Below are 21934 nucleotides of genomic sequence, written 5' to 3'. Positions count from 1 at the left end.
GCATGTCCTTCGATTTCAGCAAGCTTCTCTCTGTCGCCTGGGGTGGTTGGACCACGACTTGGCCGACGCAACTGCTCGCCCTGATCTGGCTCGCCTGGCTCGCAAGCTGGGTCGGCGCCTCGTTCTGGCAGGGCCGCACCCAGAAGCAGGTGATGACGCTGGAGTCCGGCCGCTATCGCATCCCGATCCTGGTCGGCGGCATCCTGTTCACGCCCTGGACCGCTGAAGTGCTCGGCGAGAAGCCGCTCTGGGTGTTCAGCAATACCGCTGTCTACGTCGTGGCGCTGATCGTGCTGGCCGGCATCTCCTTCACCTGGTGGGGACGGCTGCATCTCGGACAGTTCTGGTCCAACACCATCACCCACAAGCAAGACCACCGCGTCATCGACACCGGCCCGTACGGCATCGTACGCCATCCGATCTACACCGGCCTGATCCTCGGCATGCTGGTGACCGGCATCGCGGTCGGCACGGTCACCGCGATCCTCGGCGCGATCCTGATCTCGCTCGGCATGTGGCAGAAGGGCCGGATGGAAGAGGTGTTCCTGTCCAAGGAGCTGGGCGAAGACGCCTACGGCGCCTATTGCCGCCGCGTGCCGATGATCATCCCGTTCCTGTCGCCACGGTGAGAGCGTAAGCGCTTCGCTGTTGCCTCTACATCGCCAGCAACGATGCCGCTGCTAATTCCGTCATCCCCGCGCAATGGCGAAGCCATTGTCGCTGGAGGTGCGAGGTTTGCGATGCGAATGCATCGCGAGCCGAGCCTCGAAGGATGCACGGCCGGGATGCAGCCGGGCCGCTCATCCTTCGAGGCTCCCCATGCGTCGCTTCGCGCCCCATGGCTCGCACCTCAGGATGACGGCGATGGATTAGCGCCCTCGGAACATTCCGGCCGAGGAACCGCCCTTGCTCCAGCCCGTTAGCCCCTCGATACCTGCCACACACCGCAGAGCATCGAGCCATGTCCGACGCCTACGATTATTTTCGCGAGCACGCGATCGCCGCCGTCCGCAAGGCCCGGGCGCTGCCGCCCGGGCGGCCGAAGCAGAAGCAGCGCACGGTGGCGCGTGTCTATCATCTGCTGTCCAGGGAGGCCGCGCTCGCGCCGAACATCCATCATCTGGATGATTTTCGCGCGGCACGCCGGGCGGAGCGGCAGATCGGCCGCTGATCTCCGGACCAGCCTGTCGGGATTGGTCCCATGCAAATTCGAACGGCTGCCATTCCACGGGAATAGAGCCCCGCGGCCCGTCGCACAGGTTGACGTCTGCCCCGCCAGCCCGTTGGATGCGCGCGCAAACAGGGGCCTCTCATGACTTTTTCCAGCATCTTTGCGCAGTTCGTTGCGCTTCTCGGTGGCATCGCGCTGCAATGGCGGAAGCTGTCGGGCACCGTGCCTGCGCCGGCCTGGGGTCAGTCGCCCGCCATTCCCGAAGCCAAGCCGCAAGGCGCCATCCCGACACTGAAGATGCCGACGGCGCGGGGCTGGAGCGAAGGACAGAAGCCGACGGTCGCACCCGGGCTCAAGGTCAACGCCTTCGCGACCGGCCTCGATCATCCGCGCTGGATCGAGGTGCTGCCCAATGGCGACGTGCTGATCGCGGAGGCGACGCAGATCGCGGGGGCGCCGCGGTCCGTATTTCACTACGCGATGCAGGCGACGATGCGGCGCGCCGCCGCGCTCGGCGTCAGCGCCAACCGCATCACGCTGCTGCGCGACAAAGACGGCGACGGCGTCGCGGAGTATCGCGGCGCGTTCATGGAAAATCTCAGCCAGCCATTCGGCATGGCGCTGGTCGGCGACACCTTCTATGTCGGCAACACCGACGGCGTGATGGCCTTCCCGTACGTGGCGAATGCCGATCGCATCACCGCGCCGGGCAAGCGCCTCACCAATTTCAAGCCAAGCGGCCACTGGACCCGCAGCCTGCTCGCAAGTCCCGACGGCAAGAAGCTCTATGCCGGCGTCGGCTCGCTCAGCAACATCGCCGAGATGGGTATGGAGGTCGAGGAAGGCCGCGCCGCGGTCTATGAGCTCGACCTTGTCGCCGGCACGCACCGCATCTTCGGCGCCGGCCTGCGCAACCCGGTTGGTCTCGCCTGGGAGCCGACGACCGGTGTGCTCTGGACCGTCGTCAACGAGCGCGACGGCCTCGGCGACGAAACGCCGCCGGACTATCTGACCTCGGTACGCGACGGCGGCTTCTACGGCTGGCCCTATTGCTACTGGGGCAAGACGGTGGACGACCGCGTGCCGCAGGATCCGGCGATGGTCGCCAAGGCGCTCACGCCCGACTACGCACTCGGCGGCCACACCGCCTCGCTCGGCCTGTGCTGGATGCCGGCGGGCACGCTGCCCGGCTTCCCGGACGGCATGGCGATCGGCCAGCACGGCTCGTGGAATCGCAGCACGCTGTCCGGCTACAAACTGGTGTTCATCCCGTTCGAGAACGGGAAGCCTTCGGGTCCCGCACGCGACATCCTGTCCGGCTTCCTCGCGCCCGACGAGAAGGAATCCTACGGCCGCCCGGTCGGCGTCGTGATCGGTCCCGACAAGAAATCGCTGCTGATGGCCGACGACGTCGGCAACGTGATCTGGCGCGTGACGGGCGCGTAACCGCGACGGAGGTGCGTTCCCGCCCCCCTTGTGGGGGAGGGCTAGGGAAGAGGGGTAGCCCAGGAAGAGGTGCTCGTTCCTGCCGATGCACTGGTCGGTGTGCGACGAAAGAATCCCCGTGTGGCACCCCCCTCCCTGCCCCTCCCCCACAAGGGGGAGGGAACGGAGAGAGCGATGCTGTTGGTCGAACCTGACTCGACCTCAACTCGTCACGGTCTGAAACTTACGTCCCGACGCAGAGCGTGGCGCGCTGCTTGCGGAGCAGCGCGATCACCGACAGCGCCGTGATCAACCCGGTCTTGGGATTTTCGGAGGGGATGTTCTCGATTGACATCGAGAAGCGCGCCGAATCCGCCTCGACCTCGATGCGGTGAACATTGCGCGTCACGGTCGGATCGGCCCAGATTTGCACCTGGGTGCGATCCGGCCCGACGCCCGCGAGCGACAGCGCGACCGCAACGTTGAGATTGGCCGGAAAGCCTTTCGCAGCCTCGCGCGCCGTACCTTCGAACAGCTTCAGCGGCTCGCGCAGATGGTCGATATCGATGTTGTTCTGGACGATGAACGGCGCGCCCTTCAAGCCGTCGATCGGCTTGCGTGTGACCATCTTCACCGAATGAATGGTGCCGATCGCAGCCGCGTTGACGGCGTCGAGCCCGATCAGCGCGCCGGTCGGCACCAGGATGCGGCCGCCATTGGCGCGGGCGAGATCGACAAGATCGAAATTATCGAGCAACCCACCGACGCTGACGACGACCGCGGCCTTGCCGCGTTTCACAGCGGGCTCGACGATCGCACGCAGTTGGCTGCTCGGCGCGCATTCGACGACGATGTCGGCGGCGTCGCCGAGCTGGTCGAGCGGCAATACGGATGGCGGACGACGCAGGCTGCCGAGCAATTTCTGATGCTTCGCGGGATCGCGCACCGCCACGGCGGAGAGCGTCAGTCCCTCGATGCCCTGATCGAGCGCGGTCGCGATCTTGGTGCCGATCGAGCCGAGCCCCGCGATCGCAACCCGCAATTCATTCGAAGCTCTCGGTTCAATCATCGCATCACCCCTCTCGCCCAGCCGATGTCATAGCGCCTCAGGCGTCGCGCGCATAGCTGCGCAGACGCGTCTCGAGCACGGACAGCATCGCATCGCGGGCCGGATCACGCGAGCCGCGCAGCCATGCGGCAGCGAGCGGCAGCCGGCCGACGGGCCCGATCTGCTTTGGCCGCAACGGCACGAAGCGTACGCCTGTGACCGCCATCCGCGTGGACCAGCGCGGCACGATCGCGACCCCGAGCTTGGTTGCGACGAGATTGATGATCGTCTGCTTCTCGTCGGCGACCTGCACAATACGGGGCGTGAGGCCTGCCTGCTCGAACAGTCTTATCGTGAGGTCGTGGCTGTGCGGCCGCGAGCGACGATCCGGCACCAGCATCGCCTCCTCGGCGATCTCCGCCAGCGTGATCGACTTGCGTTTGGCCAGCGCGTGGCGCTGCGGGAAGGCCACGATGGCTGTCTCCTGCAGCAGATCGCGGAATTCAAGCCGCTTGTCCCGCTGAGCCGGCGGACGCACGAAGGCAAGATCGAGTGCGCCGGTCAAAATCTTCGGCAAGAGCCGGACGGTCTTCTCCTCCAGAAGCTGCACCGCGATATCAGGATGCTTTGCGCGAAAATCGCGCAGCAACGCCGGCAACAGTCCGGCCGCAGCACTGTCGACGGCGCCGACCCGGAGTTTTCGAGCAGCGCCCGGGCGCGCGCGATTGCGCAGATTGTTCTCGACCGCCTCGACGCGGGCGAGGATGGCACGGGCATCGCGCAGCAGCGTCGCGCCATCTTCCGTCAGCGAAACCGCACGCGTCGTCCGCGCGAACAGCCGCGTACCCAGATCCTGCTCCAGCAGCTTAATCTGGCGACCGAGTGCGGAGGGCAGCATCTGGAGATGCTGCGCCGCGCGGCCGAAATGCAACTGCTCGGCCGCCGCCACGAAGCATCGCAACTGATGCAAATCCATCCACCGGTCCTCTGATCCTGGGACGGGATTATATCATTTTTTTGTATAAACCAGCGCCGATTGAGTTCCTGCCCCTCCCTGCCTAGGTTCCTTGACGTCACGCAATCCCACCGACATCTGGACGGAGCCCCTCATGCGCACCCATTCGATTGCAGCGATCCCCGCCGACGGCATCGGCCCCGAGGTCATCTCCGCCGGAGTCCGCGTGCTGGAGGCGCTGGCAAAACGCAGCGGCGACCTCGCCTTCAACATCAAGACGTTCGACTGGGGTTCGGACTATTACAAGAAGCACGGCGTGATGATGCCGGCCGACGGCCTCGCGGAGCTCAAGAAATTCGACGCGATCTATTTCGGCGCGGTCGGTGCGCCCGACGTGCCCGATCACATCACGCTGTGGGGCCTGCGCCTGCCGATCTGCCAGGGCTTTGACCAATATGCCAATGTGCGGCCGACCAAGATCTTGCCGGGCGTCGCCTCGCCGCTGCGCAATGTCGGCGTCGGCGACCTCGACTGGGTGATCGTGCGCGAGAATTCGGAGGGCGAATATGCCGGCATGGGCGGCCGCGCCCACAGGGGTCTCCCGGAAGAGGTCGGCACCGAGGTCGCGGTGTTCACCCGCGTCGGCGTGACGCGGATCATGCGCTATGCGTTCGAGCTCGCGCGATCGCGTCCGCGCAAGTTCCTGACCGTGGTGACGAAGTCGAACGCCCAGCGTCATGGCATGGTGATGTGGGACGAGATCGCCGCCGAGGTCGCGGGAGAATTCCCTGATGTGACCTGGGACAAGATGCTGGTTGACGCCATGACGGTGCGCATGACGCTGCATCCAAAGAGCCTCGATACCATCGTCGCGACCAATTTGCACGCCGACATCCTCTCCGACCTCGCGGGCGCGCTGGCGGGCAGCCTCGGCGTGGCGCCGACCGGCAACATCGATCCGCAGCGCCGCTTCCCCTCGATGTTCGAGCCGATCCACGGCTCGGCCTTCGACATCACCGGCAAGGGCATCGCCAACCCGGTCGCGACGTTCTGGACCGGCGCGCAGATGCTGGAGCATCTGGGCGAGAAGGACGCGGCGGCGCGGCTGATGGCGGCGGTGGAGAAAGTATGTGCAGCCGGCGTGCTCACGCCTGACGTCGGCGGCAAGGCGACGACGAAGGACGTGACGGATGCCGTGATCGAGGCGATCCACGGATCGAACGTGTAGTCCGAGGTGCGTCTCCTGCCTCCCCCGTTCTAGCGGGGAGAGGGTTGGGGCGGGAGGCGCCGGGGATTTCCAAAAAATTTTGGACCCCCTCTTGAAACCAAAACGGGCTTTTTTTATTTTTCCGCTGCCGCCGAGAGGTGGCGTTCCCGACGCCTGTAGGGTCGGGAAGCTGAGACGGGCACCGGTCGTGTCCGGTGTCGTTCGTATCCATTTTGCTCCTTGGAGGATCTGGCTATGCGCACTTACGACTTCTCTCCCTTGTGGCGTTCGACCGTTGGCTTCGACCGCCTTTTCGACCTCGTTGAAACGGCACAGCGTGCCGGCGAGGACAACTATCCCCCCTACAACATCGAGCGCGTCGGCGAGGATCGTTACCAGATTTCGCTTGCGATTGCGGGCTTTGCACCCGACGAGGTCTCGGTGACGGCCGAGCAGAACGCGGTGACCGTCGAGGGAAACAAGCCGGACAGGACCGAACGCGAATATCTCTACCGGGGCATTTCCGCGCGGCCGTTCAAGCGGCAGTTTAACCTGGCCGATTATGTTCAGGTGCACAGCGCCTCGTTCGAGAACGGCCTGCTCAAGATCGAACTGGTCCGGGAAATCCCTGAAGCCATGAAGCCGCGGCGAATTGCCATCAATGCCGCGCCGTCCGGCAATGTGCATCAACTCGAGGGCAAAGCCGCCTGAATTCGGTCTGTCGGAGACCTGCGTGATCCCGTCCGAACGTCGGGCGGGATCGACCATGGCCTTCGATCGCCTACCCGAATGCAAGTCAGAGGTTTAGAGAAAGGAGGAGGACCTCTCATGCTCGATCATGCCGACAACATCATCGATCTGAACGCGATACTGCACCCTGGCTCTGTCTATGATCATCCCCGCGACGTCATAGCCGATCCAACTCTGTCGATCGGCGAGAAGCGCGCGATCCTCGCGTCCTGGGCTTCGGACGCAGCCAGTGTCGCCTCGAGTCCGACATTGCGGGAGCTGCCCGGCTCGGACAAGGCCGTCACCATCGACGAAATTCTGGAAGCGCTCGCGAGCCTCGACCACCATCCGAAGGGACCTCCGGGTGGCAAGCCGGTCCGCACGCGATCCGTCGAACGAACCGGCCTCGCAGCCTAAGGCCACGACAGTTCAACGGGGATTGCGATGATGCTTGATGAAGAGCTGGCCTTGTTGCGCGGCCACCGCAGCAACATCAGCCGCTATCAGCGGTTGCTCAAGACCGAGCTGACCGAGTTCGAACGGCGGTTCATCGAGAGACGTGTGTCCGAGGAACGTTCGGCGATCGAGAAGCTCGCCGTCTCTGCCTTTCCGCTCACCTTTCAGGCTCCGAACCGGGCGATTGGGAACGCAACGACGCGCCTGGCGGCAAACAGCCACGGGTAATCGACATGCCCGAACACCTCCCGACGTTCGAAGTGTTCCTGAAGAAATGCGGTCGAAGGACATGGCGATGGCGTGTCTGCACGACGGAAGGACGCCTGGTCATGCACGGCTTCGAAAACGGCCGACCCGCCGCCAAATATGCGGCTGAAAGGGCATTGCTTCTGATGCTTCTCGCCGCGCCCTATCGCCCGGCGGGCCGGGCTTCCGCCACGGCGCGCTCCTCCCTGGCGACACCCGCATCAAGATGGCTGCCGCGGCACAAGATGCGTGAATGACAGGGGCCGCGTGGGATGGTGCCTGGCATCAGCCAAGCCCATCCCGGCCACCTCCATTGCTGACGCTACCGCCGTCCGGGCGGTGGGGTCGCCATGGCGGCTGTCGGGTCCGGCGGCGTCAGGTGGCGCGGGACGATGATGGACTGGCCGGGGGTAAGTGTTGCGTTCTCCGGCAACGAGTTGCTCTGCGCGAGCGACCACAACGGCACGCGATTGGCTGCCGCGATGCTCTCCATGGTGTCGCCGCGGCGCACCGGTAGCCGCACGCCACTGTCCCATAATTCGACCAGCGTATTCGCCGGCACGAGATAACGCAGCGGCACGGCATCCACCTGCGTCTGGGGCGGAATGCGCGGCAACTGCGTGACCATATCGACGATCTGACGGTGGATGTCGTCGGACTTCTCGATGTTGATGTGGCTGACCCGCGCGTTCTCCTTCAGGTCATAGCTCGCATAGTGACCGCGATAGCCCGGCACCGCGACCACGTTGCCGCCGCCAAGCACGCTGTCGGAGAGGTAGATGTTGATGAAGCGCTCGACATTGAGCGGCACGTCGCCGGTCGCATGCGCGGGATCGATGGTGATGACGAGGCTGATCGGGACGTTCTCCTTGGCCGCCATCTCCGAGATGACGATCGAGCAAAGGCCGCCCATCGAATGCCCGATCAGCACGATCGGCGCCGGCGTTTCCTTGTAGCTGGAGATGGCACGTTCGCCGATCCATCGGCAGATGGTGAATTCATAGACGTTGGCCGAAAAGCCGGCCTGCGTCAGCTTCTCTTCGAGCCGGTCCATGCCGGTGGAGAAGAACGGCCCCATGGCGCCACGGAACAGGTAGATTTTCGGCGGCGGCAATGGCTCGAACGGTGGGGGGGGCGGTGGCGCGGCGGGTGCGGCCGCGGCGGGCTTCGTCTTGGCAGGTGAGGCAACGGCCGTCCCGGTGTTCAAGGCGAGCAGCGCAACGGCTGCCAGCGCGAGGAGTCGCCTCAAATCGATCATCAGTCCAGCAGTCCCACTCCGGGAGGCTGCAGCCTCCCCCAAAGGCGCTTAGTGACGGCCGATTGGGTGGAATTTGGGGCACGGAACCAGGGCTCGATCGCCGCTGATTTGAGCATCTCGATGCCCAATCACTGGATGCTCTTGAGCCTGCTGCGGTGGGCGGCCTGTTTCGCGCGGTTGCCGCAGACAGCCATGATGCACCATCGCCGCGCGCGCCTGCGCGTGTGGTCGGCGAACAGCATGGTGCAGTTGTGACCCTCGCACGCCTTGACGTTGGAAAAGTCCTCCTCGCAGACGAACTTCGCCATGGCTTCGCCAACCGGCAGCAATAGCGCTTCCGGTGATCGCCAGCGCCGCTTCATTCGCAATGCGAGAGCGTCGCCATCGTCATGCCCGGGCTCGATCCGGCTGAACGCTTCGTCGCGCTCCAGCAGGCTGTTCAATGGACCGAGCTCGCGCAATGCATCCGTCGTCAGCGGCCGGCCCGCATGCTTACGCACGAATCCCCTGAACCATTCGCGCAAGGCGCGCGCTTGATCCGCGACCTTGTCCAACTCGTCCGGCGTGGCGCGGGCCGTCAGCGCGTGCAGATCATCCGCCGGCACCAGCTTCGCCTGCGCCAGCCAGTCGATCAGGCCCTCGCCATCGTCGATCCAGTCCACGGGCGTATCGACCGGCGTCGCCACCGAGTTGAGGAAGTCGAGGCCGAGCGAGTCGGCGATGAACATGGCAGGCGGGCGGTCCATGAGCGGTCCTTGGCCGGTCGGGAGAACATGGGCATAGATAACCAGTTAAAACGGCATTGACAAGTTACGACGCCTGATAGTAACCTCTTAAATAGCTCTTATACGGTTACTTTAAAGCGGAGAATGTCATGGCCTCAATCACGTACCGCAGCGCGGATGTCGACGGTTTCAATGTGGCCTATCGCGAGGCCGGTCTTGTCGGAGCGCCAAAACTCCTGCTGCTGCATGGCTTCCCCAGCGCAGGCCACATGTTTCGCGACCTCATCCCGCTGCTTGCCGACAGGTTTCATATCGTCGCGCCCGACCTTCCCGGCTTTGGCCAATCCGACATGCCTTCGCGCGAAAGCTTCCGCTACACATTCGACAATGTCGCACGCGTGATCGAACGCTTCACCGAAGTGATCGGCTTCGACCGGTTCGCGGTCTACGTCTTCGACTACGGCGCGCCGACTGGGTTCCGGCTTGCGCTCAGTCACCCCGAGCGGATCACGGCGATCATCTCGCAGAACGGCAACGCCTATGAGGACGGCCTCAGCGACGGCTGGACACCGATCAAGGCCTATTGGCAGGATCCGTCGCCCGCGAATCGCAATGCGCTGCGCGCCTTCCTCACACCGGAAGCGACGCGCTGGCAGTACACGCATGGCGTCCCCGATCCGACGACCGTGTCACCGGACGGACAGAATCTCGACAATTTCTACCTTGCGCGCCCGGGCGCGGATGACGTGCAGCTCGATCTCATGGGCGACTACAAGAGCAACGTCGCGCTCTACCCCGCTTTCCAGGACTATTTCCGCAAGCACAAGCCGCCGTTCCTGGCGGTCTGGGGAAAGAACGATCCGTTCTTCATTCCGCCCGGCGCCGAAGCGTTCAAACGCGACAATCCGAACGCCGTGGTGCAATTCTTTGACACCGGCCATTTCGCGCTGGAGACGCACGCGAAGGAGATCGCGGACAGCATTCGTACCTTCCTGACGTGACGGGGGTGTCCTCCGCGAAATTTACGCCGCCAGGCTCTGCTGATCGCGGAATGCGCTGATCGCCATGTGGACGAGATGCAGCTTGCCCTTGACCGCCGGCGATATGTCGAACGGATATGCGTCGCTCATCCCAAGCGAGCGGTTGAGTTCGTTGATGCTGCGGGCAAGCGGCATCCACAGGGCCAGGAGTGCCTCGAAGTCGCTCTCGAGATAGGGATCCGTCAGAGTCTGGCGGGCGCGCTCGTCCAGCGACAACGGCAAACCTGCCAGCGAGTCGAGCGTCGACACGATATGCAGGAAATGCGCGAACGTTTCCGCCCAATCCTCCCAGGGATGGGACGTGGCGTACTCGCTGATGAAGCCGCTTCGGTCGTATGAACGATCGGCGCGGCTGTAATAGGAGTTGATCGCAGCCTGATAGTCCTGCGCCTGGTCACCGAAGATCAGCTTGAACGGGGCCCGGAATGTCGTGCTGTCAACGAGCAGGTCCCAATAGAAGTGACCGATCTCGTGCCGGAAATGCCCAAGCAGCGTGCGGTACGGCTCCCGGAATGCCACGCGGCGAGATTCTCGCTCGACATCGTCGGCCTCCGCAAGGTTGAGCGTGATCAGGCCCGAGAGATGCCCCGTCAGGATCGGACTGACCTCGTCCGAGAGAATGTCGAAAGCCAATGCTTCGCCTGTGCGCGATGCGAGCGGAAGCCTGAGGCGGCCGAGATCATAGAGAAGACGGCGCTTGGCTTCCTCCATGCGGCGCCAGAGCATGATGTTTCTGGTGCTGCCGAGATTTGGAATCGTGCGCGTGAGGCGGCACGAACCGCAATACCAGTCCGCGCCCTCGACACACCAGTTGCAGCCGATGATCTCGCGGTTGCGGCAAGCTTGATGGGATGCAAGTTTCGTCATCTCGATGCGCGAGGAATCGAACGCCAGCTCGGTGCTGCAATTCGCGCACGCGACGTGCTCGAACGAGACAGGATGGCGGCATGACGGGCACTGAAAAAATTTCACGTGGACTGGCCCCAGACAGACGGCACACCGGAACACCGGCCTGTCAATTCGAGGAACTTTTAACTCTTGCGACCGTCGCGGTTGCCGGCCAGCAACGCCCGCTGCGTTCGGAGCGCGTGCTGTCTCAACAGGCCGGCGCGCGTCGCGCTCAACTGGCGCGATTGAGGCTGCGGCTTTTTCTCAAGGACATTTTCGGAAACAGGGCGACCGGCCCATGCCCGCTCGGGCTGAACCGCCATGGGGCCGACGTTTCGTTTCCTTGTCATGGTGTGACAACACCAGATCGGGTGCCGAGTTCCCTTCCTTCGACCGGCAGGTGCTCAAGCGTTGTCTTGTGCAGACGTCTGGCTTGTGCAGATACGACAATGCCGCCGTCGGCGTGACGGCGGCATTGTCAATTCAGCGGCTTGCCGCGAAGGGCTTAATTCCGGGGAGCCGTTGCCGCCGCCGACCGCGCCGGCCTGGGCGCGCCGGGTTCGGCAACTGGAGCAGGTGCGCGCGAGCGCATGATTGCGGCGTCGATCTCGGCAATCACGCGGCGCTGGATCGCCTCGTTCTTGTCGATCGAGATGTGGCCGACGCCGGATCCCCGGACGTCGACATTGTCGAGCTTGCCGCGCAGGCCGGCCGCGGCCCGCACCGGCTCGCCGGGACCATCACCGATATAGATGTTGATGTAGCGTTCGGCGCCGGTAGAGAGTTTGGTCTTGAACACGGAGTCGAGGCCCACCGCGAGCTTCACGGGCACGCCGAGCTGGTTGAGCTTGGCGATCATATCCGGCAGTGCGGTCGCGCCGGAGGAGTGTCCGACCAGCACGATGGTCTTGAGCCGGCCGGCCTTATAGGCGGTCGCGGCCTCATCGGCGAGCGACGACCACGACACGAAATTCGCGACGGTTACCGGGATGCCCTGCGCCTGAAGGCGGGCGCCGATCGTGTCGAGCCCGAGCGAGAAGATGTTGAGCACGCCGCGGAGCAGGTAGACATGCGTGGTCGCGACCGCAGCCTGGCTCGGCGCCGCCTTGGCGGTGGTCGGGCTGATGGCAACAGCTGACAGCAGGAGCAGGCCCATCGCCCACGCGCGGAAGGCGGACAACTGGCTCACGCCGGCGGTATGACGGCCGTTAAGACTCATCGATCTTTTCCCTGGGAATATGCTTCGCGGGAATCGTAGCCCTGGCCCGCTCGCAGACGCAACAAAGAGCCGCGTGAACGACGATCTTAGCAGCAAGCCGTGACCATCGCGCAACACTTACCCGAAACCTGCCACGGAAGGGCCTGTTTTGGGGCCATTTTTCTCCGGCTAATTGCAGCCGCGCAAGGGCCTTCCTATCTCAGGGCTCCGCTGACCCGCCCCTCCCGGCAGGTTCCAGCCTCCCTCCCCAGCCTTAGCCCCTCAGACTTGCGGCCATCATGTCCTCCATCATTTCCGTCGCCAATTTGTCGAAGACCTATGGGTCCGGCTTCAAGGCGCTCAAGAACGTCAATCTCGACATCAAGCGCGGCGAAATCTTCGCGTTGCTCGGCCCCAACGGCGCCGGCAAGACCACGCTGATCTCGATCATCTGCGGCATCGCCAATCCGAGCGAAGGCATGGTCCTCGTCGGCGGCGAGAACATCCAGACCTCCTATCGCAAGGCGCGCTCGCTGATTGGGCTGGTGCCGCAGGAATTGCACACCGATGCCTTCGAGAGCGTGTGGGCGACCGTGAGCTTCTCCCGCGGGCTGTTCGGCAAGCCGAAGAACCCCGATCATATCGAGAAGGTGCTGAAGGACCTCTCGCTGTGGGACAAGAAGGACAGCAAGATCATCACGCTCTCCGGCGGCATGAAGCGTCGCGTGATGATCGCGAAAGCGCTGTCGCACGAGCCGCAGATCTTGTTCCTGGACGAGCCGACCGCCGGCGTCGACGTCGAGCTGCGCAAGGGCATGTGGGAGGTGGTGCGCACGCTCCAGCAATCCGGCGTCACCATCATCCTGACCACGCATTACATCGAGGAAGCCGAGGAGATGGCCGACCGCATCGGCGTCATCAACAAGGGCGAGATCGTGCTGGTCGAGGACAAGGCCACATTGATGCAGAAGCTCGGCAAGAAGCGGCTGACGCTGCATCTGCAAGGCAAGCTCGATGCCCTGCCGGAGAGCCTCGGGCATTACGAGCTCGACCTATGCGACGGCGGCGCCACGCTGGTCTACGACTACGACACCAAGGGCGAGCGCACCGGCATCACCAGCCTGCTCGGCGACCTCCGCACCGCCGGCATCCGTTTCAACGATCTCGACACGACGCAATCGTCGCTCGAGGACATCTTCGTCGATCTCGTGAGGGCGTCATGAACTACCGGGCTGTCCGCGCCATCTACCTGTTCGAAATGGCGCGCACCTGGCGCACGCTGCTGCAAAGCATCGTCTCGCCGGTGGTCTCGACCTCGCTGTATTTCGTGGTGTTCGGCGCCGCGATCGGCTCGCGCATCAGCCAGGTCGAGGGCGTCAGCTACGGCACCTTCATCGTGCCGGGCCTGATCATGCTCTCGGTGCTGACGCAGAGCATCGCCAACGCCTCGTTCGGCATCTACTTCCCGAAATTCACCGGCACGATCTACGAAATCCTGTCGGCGCCGATCTCCTATTTCGAGATCGTGCTCGGCTATGTCGGCGCGGCCGCGACCAAATCGATCATCCTCGGCCTGATCATCCTCGCCACGGCCGGCCTGTTCGTGCCGCTGCACATCCATCATCCGGTCTGGATGCTGGCCTTCCTGGTGCTGACGGCGGTGACGTTCAGCCTGTTCGGCTTCATCATCGGCATCTGGGCCGACGGGTTCGAAAAGCTGCAGATGATCCCGATGTTGGTGGTGACGCCGCTGACCTTCCTCGGCGGCAGCTTCTATTCCATCGACATGCTGCCGCCCGCCTGGCGCACGGTGGCGCTGCTCAATCCGGTCGTCTATCTGATCTCCGGCTTCCGCTGGAGTTTCTACGAGATCGCGGACGTCAGCATGGCCGTCAGCATCGGCATGACGACGGCGTTCCTGGTGATCTGTCTGGTGGTGATCTGGTGGATTTTCCGCACGGGGTATCGGTTGAAGAACTGATCGAGAGGCGCAGCCCGGATGAAGCGTAAGCGTTATCCGGGACAGGCGCGGCTTTCAGACGGTAGTGGCCCCGAATTGCGCTTCGCTCCATCCGGGCTACGACGACATCACCGATAGCAGTGGAAGCGGTTGTATCCGTCGTAATAGCCGCGGCAGCGACGGTGGCCGCGATGGGGAATGCCGAACACCCCCTCGACCGCGCCGACGGCACCGCCGACACCGGCGCCGACCGCACCACCCACCACGCCGCCGACGGGGCCGGCGATCCGGTTGCCTTCATAAGAACCTTCCTGGGCGCCCCGAACGATGCCTTGGGCATGGCCAGGCTGTGGGACGCAGGACAGCGCGGCCAGAATGGCGGCACCAGCGAAGAGCAGACGGAAAGGCAGACCAGCCGGCCGTGAAGCGGCGGCGACGCAAACTTTGTTCATCTTCATTCCCAAAGGTGAAACCGGCCGCGGAAGCCGCCGGTCGAGGCAGGTCATCGTCAACGCCGATGCAGCCAAATGGTTGCGCCATTGAGACGAATTGTCGGCGTTGTGAACGCATCTCCCGCTCGCGAAAATGTCAGCACCGCCGCAGGCTTTGCGGCGCAAAGCGGCCTTGCTTACGCCGGGCGTCCCGTTAACGATGGGCGGGCAGGCCGCTGGAACGAAAGCCGGATTGCAGGCATAATGCACGCCGGGGGACGGAGAGCCGCGGCGCCTAGTGTGAACAGGCCGGAGGCCACGAGTCAGATGCGTTCGTTTTTTATTGCTTTCACCTCCCTGATGCTTTTGAGCGCGGGCACCGCGCAGGCCAAGGTCGAGATCACCGTCGACAAGGACAATCAGCAGATGACCGTCGCCGTCGACGGCGTCGCGCGCTATCACTGGCCGGTGTCTACAGGCATCCCCTCGCGGGAGACGCCGAACGGCGCGTTCCGCACCTTCCGCATGGAAGAGGATCACTATTCCAAGGAATTCGACGACGCGCCGATGCCGCACGCGATCTTCTTCACCAAAGTCGGGCACGCCATCCACGGCACCGACTCGGTCGGCCGGCTTGGCACGCCCGCCTCGCATGGCTGCGTGCGGCTGTCGCGCCAGAATGCCACGACGCTCTACGCGCTGGTGCAGCAGCAGGGCGTGCTCAACACCACGGTAACGCTGACCGGTTCGGCGCAGGTGGCGCTCGCACGCAATCCGCGTGGCCGCAACCCCACGGCCGTGGCCCGCGCGCCGCAGCCCGCCGAAGAGCAGTACGCCACATCAGGCGATCCCGTGAACCTGACGCCTCAGGCCGCACCTGCCCGCCGCTACATGCCGCAGGATGACAACTACATCTATCCGGCCGACGGCAGCGACACCGTCGCGCGCTACCCCGCCCCGCGCGGCAGCCGTCCGCTCTATGACGCACAGGTCTATCAGCAGCAGCCGCAGCAATATTACAATCAGGGCTACGGTACCTATTATCAGCCGCAGCCCCGGCAGGTTTACCAACCGCGTGGCTATTACTACCAGAATTGACCTATCTGAACGCGGCGTTGCCGCGCCAGCGAATCAGAAAGCCGCCGCCGCGACCGGCGCTTGCCGCAGTCGACCGCAGGAATAGCGCCAGCCGGTGCGCGGATCGGGCACCGGCCGACGCAAGGAAGCAACAGTCCACAACCTTCAACGCAGCGGCGACCCGGCAAAATTGACAACCGGAGGGTCGCCCGTATTGTCGTTCCCATTGTTTCTGGGACATGACATGACACGCGAGCAGATTTCGGATTTCTGCGTTAACGCCCTGGCAAATATCCTGCGAATTTCGAGGGACCGCGTCGACCTCGGCACGAAGTTCAGCCGCCTCGGCCTCGATTCGGCGATGCTGGTCTACCTGATGATGGAACTCGAGGAGAAGCTCGACCTCGAACTATCGACAGACGACTTCTACGACCATCCGACCGTTGAGGCGCTGTCGCGATTTCTCGCCGACAAGCGCGCAATCCGCCCCGCCGCCTGAGGGCGGCTGAAGCCGACGCAACCCATGGAAACCTTCCGCTCGCTCGTGGCAGTGCTGGCCCGGCGTGCGGCGGACCAGGCCGACGACCGCGCCTATGTCTTCGTCTCCGATCGCGGGACGGAGGAAGCTGCCCTCACCTTTCGACAGCTGCACGATGCCGCGGGCGCGCTCGCGTCACGACTGACCGCGACCGCGCGTCCCGGCGACCGCGCCATCCTGGTGTTTCCGCCCGGCATTGAGTTCATGGTGGCGTTCTTCGGCTGTCTGATGGCCGGCATCATCGCCGTGCCGATGATGATGCCGCGGCGAAACAGCGCGCGCGATGCCAGCGCCGCGATACTCGCCAATTGCACGCCGGCGGTGGCGCTGACCAATTCGGCCGTCTTGCTCCGTGGTGATCTGCGGGCACGCTTCGAGCAAGCGGACATTCGCTGGATCGAGGTCGATCTCGCCGCGGCCGACGGTGAGACAATCGAACTGCCGGAGCCGGCGCCGGACGATATCGCCTTCCTGCAATACACCTCCGGCTCTACCTCCGAGCCCAAAGGCGTGATGGTGAGCCACGCCAATCTGCTCGCTAATCTCGAGATGATCCGGCTCGCGCTCGGCAACACCCGGCAATCGACTTACGTCAATTGGGTGCCGCTCTATCACGACATGGGGCTGATCCTGAACGCACTGCAGGCGCTCTATGTCGGCGCGACCTGCGTGCTGATGGCACCGAATGCGTTCATGCAGCGGCCGCTCGGTTGGCTGCGCGCGATCTCGCATTATCGCGCCGAAGTGGCGTGCAGCCCGAATTTCGGCTTCGACCTCTGCGTCAGCCGCTATCGCGCCGACCAGATGGAGGGCATCGACCTGTCCTCGCTGGGGATCGCGCTGAACGGCGCAGAGCCGGTGCATGCGGAGACCATCGAGCGGTTCGTCCGGACATTCGCGCCGCACGGCTTCGATCCGCGCGCGATGTACCCCGCCTACGGCATGGCGGAAGCGACGCTCCTGATTTCCGGCGGAAGCCGCGGCGGCGGTCATGTCACCCGCAGCGTGAGCCGCACGGCGCTTCAGGCGCATACGGCGGAGGCGCCTGCCGACGCCGAAGATACGCAGGTCGCCGTCGGCTGCGGCCGCGCACTCACCGGCGAGCGGATCGCCATCGTGGACGCAGAGAGCCACACACGCCTGCCCGCGGACCGCGTCGGCGAGATATGGGTGAACGGGGCCAATGTCGCACGCGCCTATTGGCGCGACGACGAGGCGACGCGCGGCGGGCTCAATGCGCGGATTGCCGGCGAGGACGGGGCGTGGCTGCGCACCGGCGACCTCGGCTTCGTCGACGTCACAGGCGAATTGTTCGTCACGGGGCGGATCAAGGACCTCATCATCATCCGTGGCATCAACCATTATCCGCAGGACGTCGAGCGCACGGTGCAATCGCTCGATGGAGCTTTGCGCGAAAATTGCGGCGCGGCGTTCTCGGTGCCGGACGAGACCGGCGAAGAAACACTCGTCATCGTTCAGGAAGTCGAGCGCACCGCGCGCCACTCGATCGACACTGAAGCGATCAGGGGCCTAATTCGCGAGGCCATCGCCGACAACCACGAACTCTCCGCGCGCCACATCGCGCTGATCCGGCCCGGCACGCTGCCGAAGACCACCAGCGGCAAGATCCAGCGCAAGCTGGCACGCAAGCTCTGGCTCGATGGCGGTTTTGAGCAGCTCGGCTGAGCCGGCTCAGAAATCGATTTTCGCGCTTTCCCCATCGCGCAGGCTCACGGCGATCCCCTGCTCGATCTTGCGCGCGAGGATTGGACGATAGTGGATGAAGTCGGCAAAATTGGCGCGGTCGCGCGTGAGATCGTTGTCGACGCGGTAGCTGATGAAATTGCTGCGCGGTCGGCCCGTGACCACTTTTTTCAGCGCGGCGTCGCAGGCGCTGCGCTCGAGGGCGGCTTCCGTGCCGGGCTTCGGCACAGTGGTTGCGAAGGTCGGCGGCACGATGATGACGACGGGCACATCGGCCGGCAATGTCCTGACGATATCGGCCAGCGCAGCGATCTCGGGAAATGTCGCCCGCATCTCGGCAGACGAGGACGGCGCCGGATCCCTGGGCCAGCCGACTTCCTTGAATTGACCCGGCGGCCAGATGTCCTCATAGCTGACAAAGCCGTCGGGATTCATCCGCGGTCGCCGGCCAAGCCCGATACTGATCCGCTGAAAAGCGTGCTCGATGGCCTGCCAGGAGATCAGCCGTGCAGCGTAGGTGACGACGCTTCTGTCATAGAGCCAGCCGGGGAATGGGACGCCGCCCTCCTCCTTCACCCGGGCATGCGCGCACCAGCCGGGGTCAGTCACGATCACCAGTGCGCCGACCTCCTGGTGATTTCGAAGGAAGAAGTCCAGCACCGCGAGCTCCTGGCGGGGAAACGCACCGGTCATGTAGAGCTGCACGAATCGCAGGCCGGTTGCATGCGACAATTCCATCGGCTCGATCATCTGCGCCGTCGAGTTGCCCAGGATGGCGGCATTGAAATCCGGATTCCTCGCGCGGCTCGCGGCCGTGATCTGGGTCAGACGATTGTCGACGCCGTCGATACCGAGCAGGCCGAGCTTGCCGCTGTCATAGGGATCGACCGCCACCACGAGTGCGAGCACCAGCAGCGCAGCCCCGATCAGCGTGCCCAGACACGCGAGCAAGCTCCGGCCCCAGCCGGGATCGGTCTCAGAACTTGAAGTAGACGAAGTCATGCAGATTCCGACCACCCATATGGAGCAGCAATGCGAATAGCCCAAGACCGAGCAGAGCCGCGAGCCACGGATTGGGACGGCGCGTGAGCACCGCCACGATGTCCTGGCTCGCCGGCAGCAGGAAGGCGAACAGCGGCGCTGCAATCAGCGGCCACAAATGCTTTCCGCGCTCGAGCGGCAGCGGCGAAATCAGCCCGGCGAAGACATGCCATGCCGCCTCCACCGACCCCGCGCGAAAAATCACGCCGGTCGCGAGCACGAACAGCACGGTAAGCGCCCAGCCGAGCCATGACGGAAAATTCCGGCCATAGCGACGCCAGAGCGTGCAGGCGACCAGCGCAAGCCCGTGCAGCACGCCCCACAGTACGAAGGTCCAGCTCGCGCCGTGCCAGAGGCCGCACAGCGCCATCGTAATCATCATGGCGGCGAAAAACTGCACGGGCAGCCAGCGCCGCGGCAAAAGACGCAGGTTGACCAGCGGATAAAACACGTAGTCGCGCAGGAACAGCATCAGGGTGATGTGCCAGCGCTGCCAGAAATCCTGGATATTGGTCGAGCGCAGCGGCGCGTTGAAATTGTACGGCAGCTGTACGCCGAACAGGAGGCCGAGGCCGATTGCGATGTCGGAATAGCCGGAGAAATCGAACAGGATCTGGAAGGAGAAGCAGAAGGCGAGCCAGGCGTCACCGCTCGCGAGCGGCCCGTTCGCTGCCTGCACGTAGATGGGATCGAGCAGATGCGCGAGGCCGTCGGCGATCACGATCTTCTCGAACAGGCCGATCGCAATGAAGCAGGTCGCCACACAGAACTGGCGCTGCCAGCCCGGAACGTAGACCTGCCTGCCGAACTGATGCATCACCTCCGACCAGCGCGCCAGCGGGCCCGCGATCGCCTGCGGGAAGAAGACGATGTAGAGCGCGTAGCGGTCGAGCGCATAGAGCGGAGCCCTGCCGCGCTTCAGGTCGACCAGATACATGATGTGGTGGAAGGTGAAGAAGGAGATGCCGAGCGGCAGCCCGACGTCGAGCACCGGCAGCGTCGTACCGAGCACGAGACCCAGATTAGCGAGAAGGAAGTTGGCGTACTTGAACAACGCCAGCACCGCGAGATCGAGCCCGATCACCAGCGTCAGCACCGCCGGCCACTTCACGCGCCCATAGGCGACCGAAGCGAGCCAGTTGATCGCGATCGAGCCGACCAGGAGCATGATGAAGGACGGGCTGCCCCAGGCATAGAAGGAGAGCGACAGCGCGACCTGCACGCCGATGCGCAAGCCCGGATAGGGATCGGCCAGGCGATAGATCAGCAGCGCCGCGGGCAGGAAGACCAGGAGAAAGGGATAGTCGTTGAACAGCATCGGTTCATAGCCGCGCCATCGCCGGGGTGAGCCGGCGGATGATGCTCAGCCCGTTTCGAGGTCGGGCGCAGCGTCACCCGGCTGCCGCAGCATGCGTCGCGCAATCTTCTCCTCGCTCGGCACCTTGACGTCCCAGGCCAGTCCCAGCGCTTCCAGAGCCCGGATGAAGATGAAGCCCGGATCGAACTCGAACCAGCGCAGGCCGAAGGCCGCGGAGTAGGGAAAGGCATGGTGGTTGTTGTGCCAGCCCTCGCCCCAGGCAAGCCAGGCCATCACGCCGAGATTGCGGCTGTTGTCGTCGCGGGTGACGAAAGGCTGCGCGCCAAAGCTATGCATCACGGAGTTGATGGCGGACATGGTCTGCTCGACCACGAACATGCGCACCACGCCGCCCCAGAGCAAGCCGGTCAGCACGCCCCACAGGCTCATCGTGGCGAGGCCGCCGATCGCGGCCGGCAGCACCAGGCCGAGACCGACCCACGTGTAATAGTAGCTGTTGACGGCAACCAGCCTGCGATCCGCCATCAGATCCGGGACATAATGCGCGACGTTGGGATAATCGTGCTCGATCATCCAGGTCAGGTGCGCGTGCAGGAAGCCGCGCAGGCGGCCGAACGCGCCCTCGCCGTGCAGCCGCGGCGAATGCAGATCGCCGTCGTGATCGGACAATTCGTGGTGCCGGCGGTGCATTGCCGCCCAGGACAGCATGGGGCCGCGGCCGGCCATCGATCCCATCACGACCAGGATCGCACTCATCGCCGTTGAGGTCGCGAAGGCGCGGTGGGTGAAGAGCCGGTGATAACCGACGGTGAGGCCGAGGCCGGTAACCAGCCAGAAGCCGACGAACAGGCCAAGCTCCGTCGCGCCGATCGGGCGGTAGAACAGAAGGACCAGCGCCAGCAGCGTGCCGACGAAGGGCAAGACGTCGAAGATGATGAAATGCCGGCGCTGCATCCGGCGAAAATGCCGGCTACGGATAATTCGATGATCGCGTTGCTGCTGCACGGGCGGGATTCCAGGGCGCCGACTATGAGTACATACCCCCGCGGCGGCCGCAACCCAAGCCACCGCCGAAGCCACCGCCCAAGGTTTCAACAGCCACGAAAGCCTATACTATCGGCCGGACACGCCCAAATGCGTTCAAATACCCCTTTCCCCTTGCCCCACGAGCCGCCATGCCGTCACGTGCTGCGACGATCTTGACCGTGCTGTCACTTCTCATTTCGGGACCGGCCATGGGGGCTGATTTGGCATTCGATTCGGAGGCTCATCGTGGCGGGCGGGCGCTGCTGCCGGAAAACACGCTTCCCGCGTTCGCCAACGCGCCCGACCTGCTGCGACCGGTCGCGGGTGAGAAGGCAATTGCGTTGCCCTCGGGGACACCGGTGGAGCCGTGAGGCAAGTCTCGTGTCCCGGACGCGGTGCAGCGTGCAACGCTGCTCCGCAGAGCCGGGACCCATATGTGGACGGCCCCCGTGGCACAAGAGCTTTGTGAGGTTTGACCGGATCGCTTGCATCC

At 64.3% G+C, this 21934-nt stretch carries 23 protein-coding genes and 1 pseudogene; 14 read left to right on the top strand and 10 right to left on the bottom strand.

Translation table 11 applies throughout. The annotated features are described in order from the left end of the window. Positions 1–2: 2 nt before the first annotated feature. The 3 genes from AC0L2F_RS34395 (at position 3) to AC0L2F_RS34385 (ending at position 2617) form a co-directional block, all read left to right on the top strand. The gene (locus AC0L2F_RS34395) at positions 3–629 is read left to right on the top strand and encodes a methyltransferase family protein (protein WP_007613464.1); all 627 of its coding nucleotides are present in this window, start codon (positions 3–5) and stop codon (positions 627–629) included. A gap of 332 nt (positions 630–961) precedes the next feature. Beyond that, a complete protein-coding gene (locus AC0L2F_RS34390) occupies positions 962–1171 on the top strand; it encodes a hypothetical protein (RefSeq protein WP_007613466.1) in 210 nt (69 codons plus the stop codon). 141 nt (positions 1172–1312) lie between these two features. Continuing rightward, positions 1313–2617, top strand: a complete 1305-nt coding sequence (locus tag AC0L2F_RS34385; RefSeq protein ID WP_473251371.1) for a PQQ-dependent sugar dehydrogenase — start codon at positions 1313–1315, stop codon at positions 2615–2617. A 223-nt stretch (positions 2618–2840) separates the two neighbouring features. On the opposite strand, the gene AC0L2F_RS34380 is transcribed toward AC0L2F_RS34385, so the two are convergent. Both AC0L2F_RS34380 and AC0L2F_RS34375 read right to left on the bottom strand, forming a co-directional pair. Beyond that, complete coding sequence (locus AC0L2F_RS34380; RefSeq protein ID WP_473251370.1) at positions 2841–3665, bottom strand: aspartate dehydrogenase; 825 nt, start codon at positions 3663–3665, stop codon at positions 2841–2843. Positions 3666–3702: 37 nt separating this feature from the next. Further along, on the bottom strand, positions 3703–4620 hold the full coding sequence (locus tag AC0L2F_RS34375; RefSeq protein ID WP_473251369.1) for a LysR substrate-binding domain-containing protein: 918 nt from the start codon (positions 4618–4620) through the stop codon (positions 3703–3705). 133 nt (positions 4621–4753) lie between these two features. On the opposite strand from AC0L2F_RS34375, the gene AC0L2F_RS34370 reads away from it, so the two are divergent. The 4 genes from AC0L2F_RS34370 (at position 4754) to AC0L2F_RS34355 (ending at position 7219) form a co-directional block, all read left to right on the top strand. Next, the gene (locus AC0L2F_RS34370) at positions 4754–5827 is read left to right on the top strand and encodes a tartrate dehydrogenase (RefSeq protein WP_007613479.1); all 1074 of its coding nucleotides are present in this window, start codon (positions 4754–4756) and stop codon (positions 5825–5827) included. Positions 5828–6061: 234 nt separating this feature from the next. After that, positions 6062–6517 (top strand): small heat shock protein HspD, encoded by a 456-nt coding sequence (hspD, locus tag AC0L2F_RS34365; RefSeq protein ID WP_473251368.1) that lies wholly within the window; start codon positions 6062–6064, stop codon positions 6515–6517. A 117-nt stretch (positions 6518–6634) separates the two neighbouring features. Then, complete coding sequence (locus AC0L2F_RS34360; protein ID WP_018454274.1) at positions 6635–6952, top strand: hypothetical protein; 318 nt, start codon at positions 6635–6637, stop codon at positions 6950–6952. A gap of 27 nt (positions 6953–6979) precedes the next feature. Then, positions 6980–7219 (top strand): hypothetical protein, encoded by a 240-nt coding sequence (locus tag AC0L2F_RS34355; protein WP_473251367.1) that lies wholly within the window; start codon positions 6980–6982, stop codon positions 7217–7219. A gap of 340 nt (positions 7220–7559) precedes the next feature. Here AC0L2F_RS34355 and AC0L2F_RS34350 read toward each other — a convergent pair whose 3' ends face one another. After that, on the bottom strand, positions 7560–8495 hold the full coding sequence (locus AC0L2F_RS34350) for a LysM peptidoglycan-binding domain-containing protein (protein WP_007613489.1): 936 nt from the start codon (positions 8493–8495) through the stop codon (positions 7560–7562). A gap of 128 nt (positions 8496–8623) precedes the next feature. Then, positions 8624–9241 (bottom strand): CGNR zinc finger domain-containing protein, encoded by a 618-nt coding sequence (locus AC0L2F_RS34345; RefSeq protein WP_007613491.1) that lies wholly within the window; start codon positions 9239–9241, stop codon positions 8624–8626. Between the two features lie 128 nt (positions 9242–9369). Between AC0L2F_RS34345 and AC0L2F_RS34340 the strand changes: the two genes are divergently transcribed. Beyond that, the gene (locus AC0L2F_RS34340) at positions 9370–10221 is read left to right on the top strand and encodes an alpha/beta fold hydrolase (protein ID WP_473251366.1); all 852 of its coding nucleotides are present in this window, start codon (positions 9370–9372) and stop codon (positions 10219–10221) included. Between the two features lie 21 nt (positions 10222–10242). Here AC0L2F_RS34340 and AC0L2F_RS34335 read toward each other — a convergent pair whose 3' ends face one another. Further along, positions 10243–11232, bottom strand: coding sequence for a zinc-binding metallopeptidase family protein (locus tag AC0L2F_RS34335; protein WP_473251365.1), 990 nt, complete (start codon positions 11230–11232; stop codon positions 10243–10245). A 421-nt stretch (positions 11233–11653) separates the two neighbouring features. Continuing rightward, on the bottom strand, positions 11654–12367 hold the full coding sequence (locus AC0L2F_RS34330; RefSeq protein ID WP_007613494.1) for a hypothetical protein: 714 nt from the start codon (positions 12365–12367) through the stop codon (positions 11654–11656). Between the two features lie 278 nt (positions 12368–12645). On the opposite strand from AC0L2F_RS34330, the gene AC0L2F_RS34325 reads away from it, so the two are divergent. Both AC0L2F_RS34325 and AC0L2F_RS34320 read left to right on the top strand, forming a co-directional pair. Beyond that, positions 12646–13569, top strand: coding sequence for an ABC transporter ATP-binding protein (locus tag AC0L2F_RS34325; protein WP_007613497.1), 924 nt, complete (start codon positions 12646–12648; stop codon positions 13567–13569). Further along, a complete protein-coding gene (locus tag AC0L2F_RS34320) occupies positions 13566–14327 on the top strand; it encodes an ABC transporter permease (RefSeq protein ID WP_018454266.1) in 762 nt (253 codons plus the stop codon). The genes AC0L2F_RS34325 and AC0L2F_RS34320 overlap by 4 nt, the downstream gene beginning before the upstream one ends. Before the next feature lie 107 nt (positions 14328–14434). On the opposite strand, the gene AC0L2F_RS34315 is transcribed toward AC0L2F_RS34320, so the two are convergent. Continuing rightward, positions 14435–14758: a hypothetical protein gene (locus tag AC0L2F_RS34315; protein WP_007613499.1), complete on the bottom strand. Its 324-nt coding sequence runs from the start codon at positions 14756–14758 to the stop codon at positions 14435–14437. A gap of 306 nt (positions 14759–15064) precedes the next feature. Between AC0L2F_RS34315 and AC0L2F_RS34310 the strand changes: the two genes are divergently transcribed. From AC0L2F_RS34310 to AC0L2F_RS34300, 3 genes are all read left to right on the top strand, one after another. After that, complete coding sequence (locus AC0L2F_RS34310) at positions 15065–15835, top strand: L,D-transpeptidase (RefSeq protein ID WP_035975192.1); 771 nt, start codon at positions 15065–15067, stop codon at positions 15833–15835. A gap of 94 nt (positions 15836–15929) precedes the next feature. Next, positions 15930–16313, top strand: a complete 384-nt coding sequence (locus AC0L2F_RS34305; RefSeq protein WP_231170978.1) for an acyl carrier protein — start codon at positions 15930–15932, stop codon at positions 16311–16313. Positions 16314–16337: 24 nt separating this feature from the next. Further along, positions 16338–18038, top strand: coding sequence for a fatty acyl-AMP ligase (locus AC0L2F_RS34300; protein WP_473251364.1), 1701 nt, complete (start codon positions 16338–16340; stop codon positions 18036–18038). Positions 18039–18044: 6 nt separating this feature from the next. Here AC0L2F_RS34300 and AC0L2F_RS34295 read toward each other — a convergent pair whose 3' ends face one another. Genes AC0L2F_RS34295 through AC0L2F_RS34285 form a run of 3 tightly spaced genes read right to left on the bottom strand, consistent with a single transcriptional unit; the run spans position 18045 to position 21369 of the window. Continuing rightward, positions 18045–19007, bottom strand: coding sequence for a hypothetical protein (locus tag AC0L2F_RS34295; RefSeq protein ID WP_473251363.1), 963 nt, complete (start codon positions 19005–19007; stop codon positions 18045–18047). A gap of 25 nt (positions 19008–19032) precedes the next feature. Beyond that, on the bottom strand, positions 19033–20415 hold the full coding sequence (locus AC0L2F_RS34290; RefSeq protein WP_473251362.1) for an MBOAT family O-acyltransferase: 1383 nt from the start codon (positions 20413–20415) through the stop codon (positions 19033–19035). A 45-nt stretch (positions 20416–20460) separates the two neighbouring features. Next, entirely contained in the window at positions 20461–21369 is a 909-nt protein-coding gene (locus tag AC0L2F_RS34285) for an acyl-CoA desaturase (RefSeq protein WP_473251361.1), read from the bottom strand. 221 nt (positions 21370–21590) lie between these two features. Here AC0L2F_RS34285 and AC0L2F_RS34280 point away from each other — a divergent pair. After that, positions 21591–21740: pseudogene (locus AC0L2F_RS34280) on the top strand (glycerophosphodiester phosphodiesterase); the annotation flags it as partial. Between the last annotated feature and the right edge of the window lie 194 nt (positions 21741–21934).

It is taken from the genome of Bradyrhizobium sp. Ken64 (genome assembly GCF_055807555.1).
The sequence above is the reverse complement of the archived record's forward strand: the minus strand, read 5'-3'. Positions and strand labels throughout refer to the sequence as shown.

Coding starts and splice junctions, on each gene's coding strand:
- AC0L2F_RS34350 (WP_007613489.1), bottom strand. CDS start 8,495: ATGATCGATTTGAGGCGACTCCTCGCGCTGGCAGCCGTTGCGCTGCTC.
- AC0L2F_RS34310 (WP_035975192.1), top strand. CDS start 15,065: ATGCGTTCGTTTTTTATTGCTTTCACCTCCCTGATGCTTTTGAGCGCG.
- AC0L2F_RS34385 (WP_473251371.1), top strand. CDS start 1,313: ATGACTTTTTCCAGCATCTTTGCGCAGTTCGTTGCGCTTCTCGGTGGC.
- AC0L2F_RS34395 (WP_007613464.1), top strand. CDS start 3: ATGTCCTTCGATTTCAGCAAGCTTCTCTCTGTCGCCTGGGGTGGTTGG.
- AC0L2F_RS34290 (WP_473251362.1), bottom strand. CDS start 20,415: ATGCTGTTCAACGACTATCCCTTTCTCCTGGTCTTCCTGCCCGCGGCG.
- AC0L2F_RS34320 (WP_018454266.1), top strand. CDS start 13,566: ATGAACTACCGGGCTGTCCGCGCCATCTACCTGTTCGAAATGGCGCGC.
- AC0L2F_RS34325 (WP_007613497.1), top strand. CDS start 12,646: ATGTCCTCCATCATTTCCGTCGCCAATTTGTCGAAGACCTATGGGTCC.
- AC0L2F_RS34355 (WP_473251367.1), top strand. CDS start 6,980: ATGATGCTTGATGAAGAGCTGGCCTTGTTGCGCGGCCACCGCAGCAAC.
- hspD (WP_473251368.1), top strand. CDS start 6,062: ATGCGCACTTACGACTTCTCTCCCTTGTGGCGTTCGACCGTTGGCTTC.
- AC0L2F_RS34330 (WP_007613494.1), bottom strand. CDS start 12,367: ATGAGTCTTAACGGCCGTCATACCGCCGGCGTGAGCCAGTTGTCCGCC.
- AC0L2F_RS34375 (WP_473251369.1), bottom strand. CDS start 4,620: ATGGATTTGCATCAGTTGCGATGCTTCGTGGCGGCGGCCGAGCAGTTG.
- AC0L2F_RS34285 (WP_473251361.1), bottom strand. CDS start 21,369: ATGCAGCGCCGGCATTTCATCATCTTCGACGTCTTGCCCTTCGTCGGC.
- AC0L2F_RS34340 (WP_473251366.1), top strand. CDS start 9,370: ATGGCCTCAATCACGTACCGCAGCGCGGATGTCGACGGTTTCAATGTG.
- AC0L2F_RS34360 (WP_018454274.1), top strand. CDS start 6,635: ATGCTCGATCATGCCGACAACATCATCGATCTGAACGCGATACTGCAC.
- AC0L2F_RS34300 (WP_473251364.1), top strand. CDS start 16,338: ATGGAAACCTTCCGCTCGCTCGTGGCAGTGCTGGCCCGGCGTGCGGCG.
- AC0L2F_RS34345 (WP_007613491.1), bottom strand. CDS start 9,241: ATGGACCGCCCGCCTGCCATGTTCATCGCCGACTCGCTCGGCCTCGAC.
- AC0L2F_RS34315 (WP_007613499.1), bottom strand. CDS start 14,758: ATGAACAAAGTTTGCGTCGCCGCCGCTTCACGGCCGGCTGGTCTGCCT.
- AC0L2F_RS34370 (WP_007613479.1), top strand. CDS start 4,754: ATGCGCACCCATTCGATTGCAGCGATCCCCGCCGACGGCATCGGCCCC.
- AC0L2F_RS34380 (WP_473251370.1), bottom strand. CDS start 3,665: ATGATTGAACCGAGAGCTTCGAATGAATTGCGGGTTGCGATCGCGGGG.
- AC0L2F_RS34390 (WP_007613466.1), top strand. CDS start 962: ATGTCCGACGCCTACGATTATTTTCGCGAGCACGCGATCGCCGCCGTC.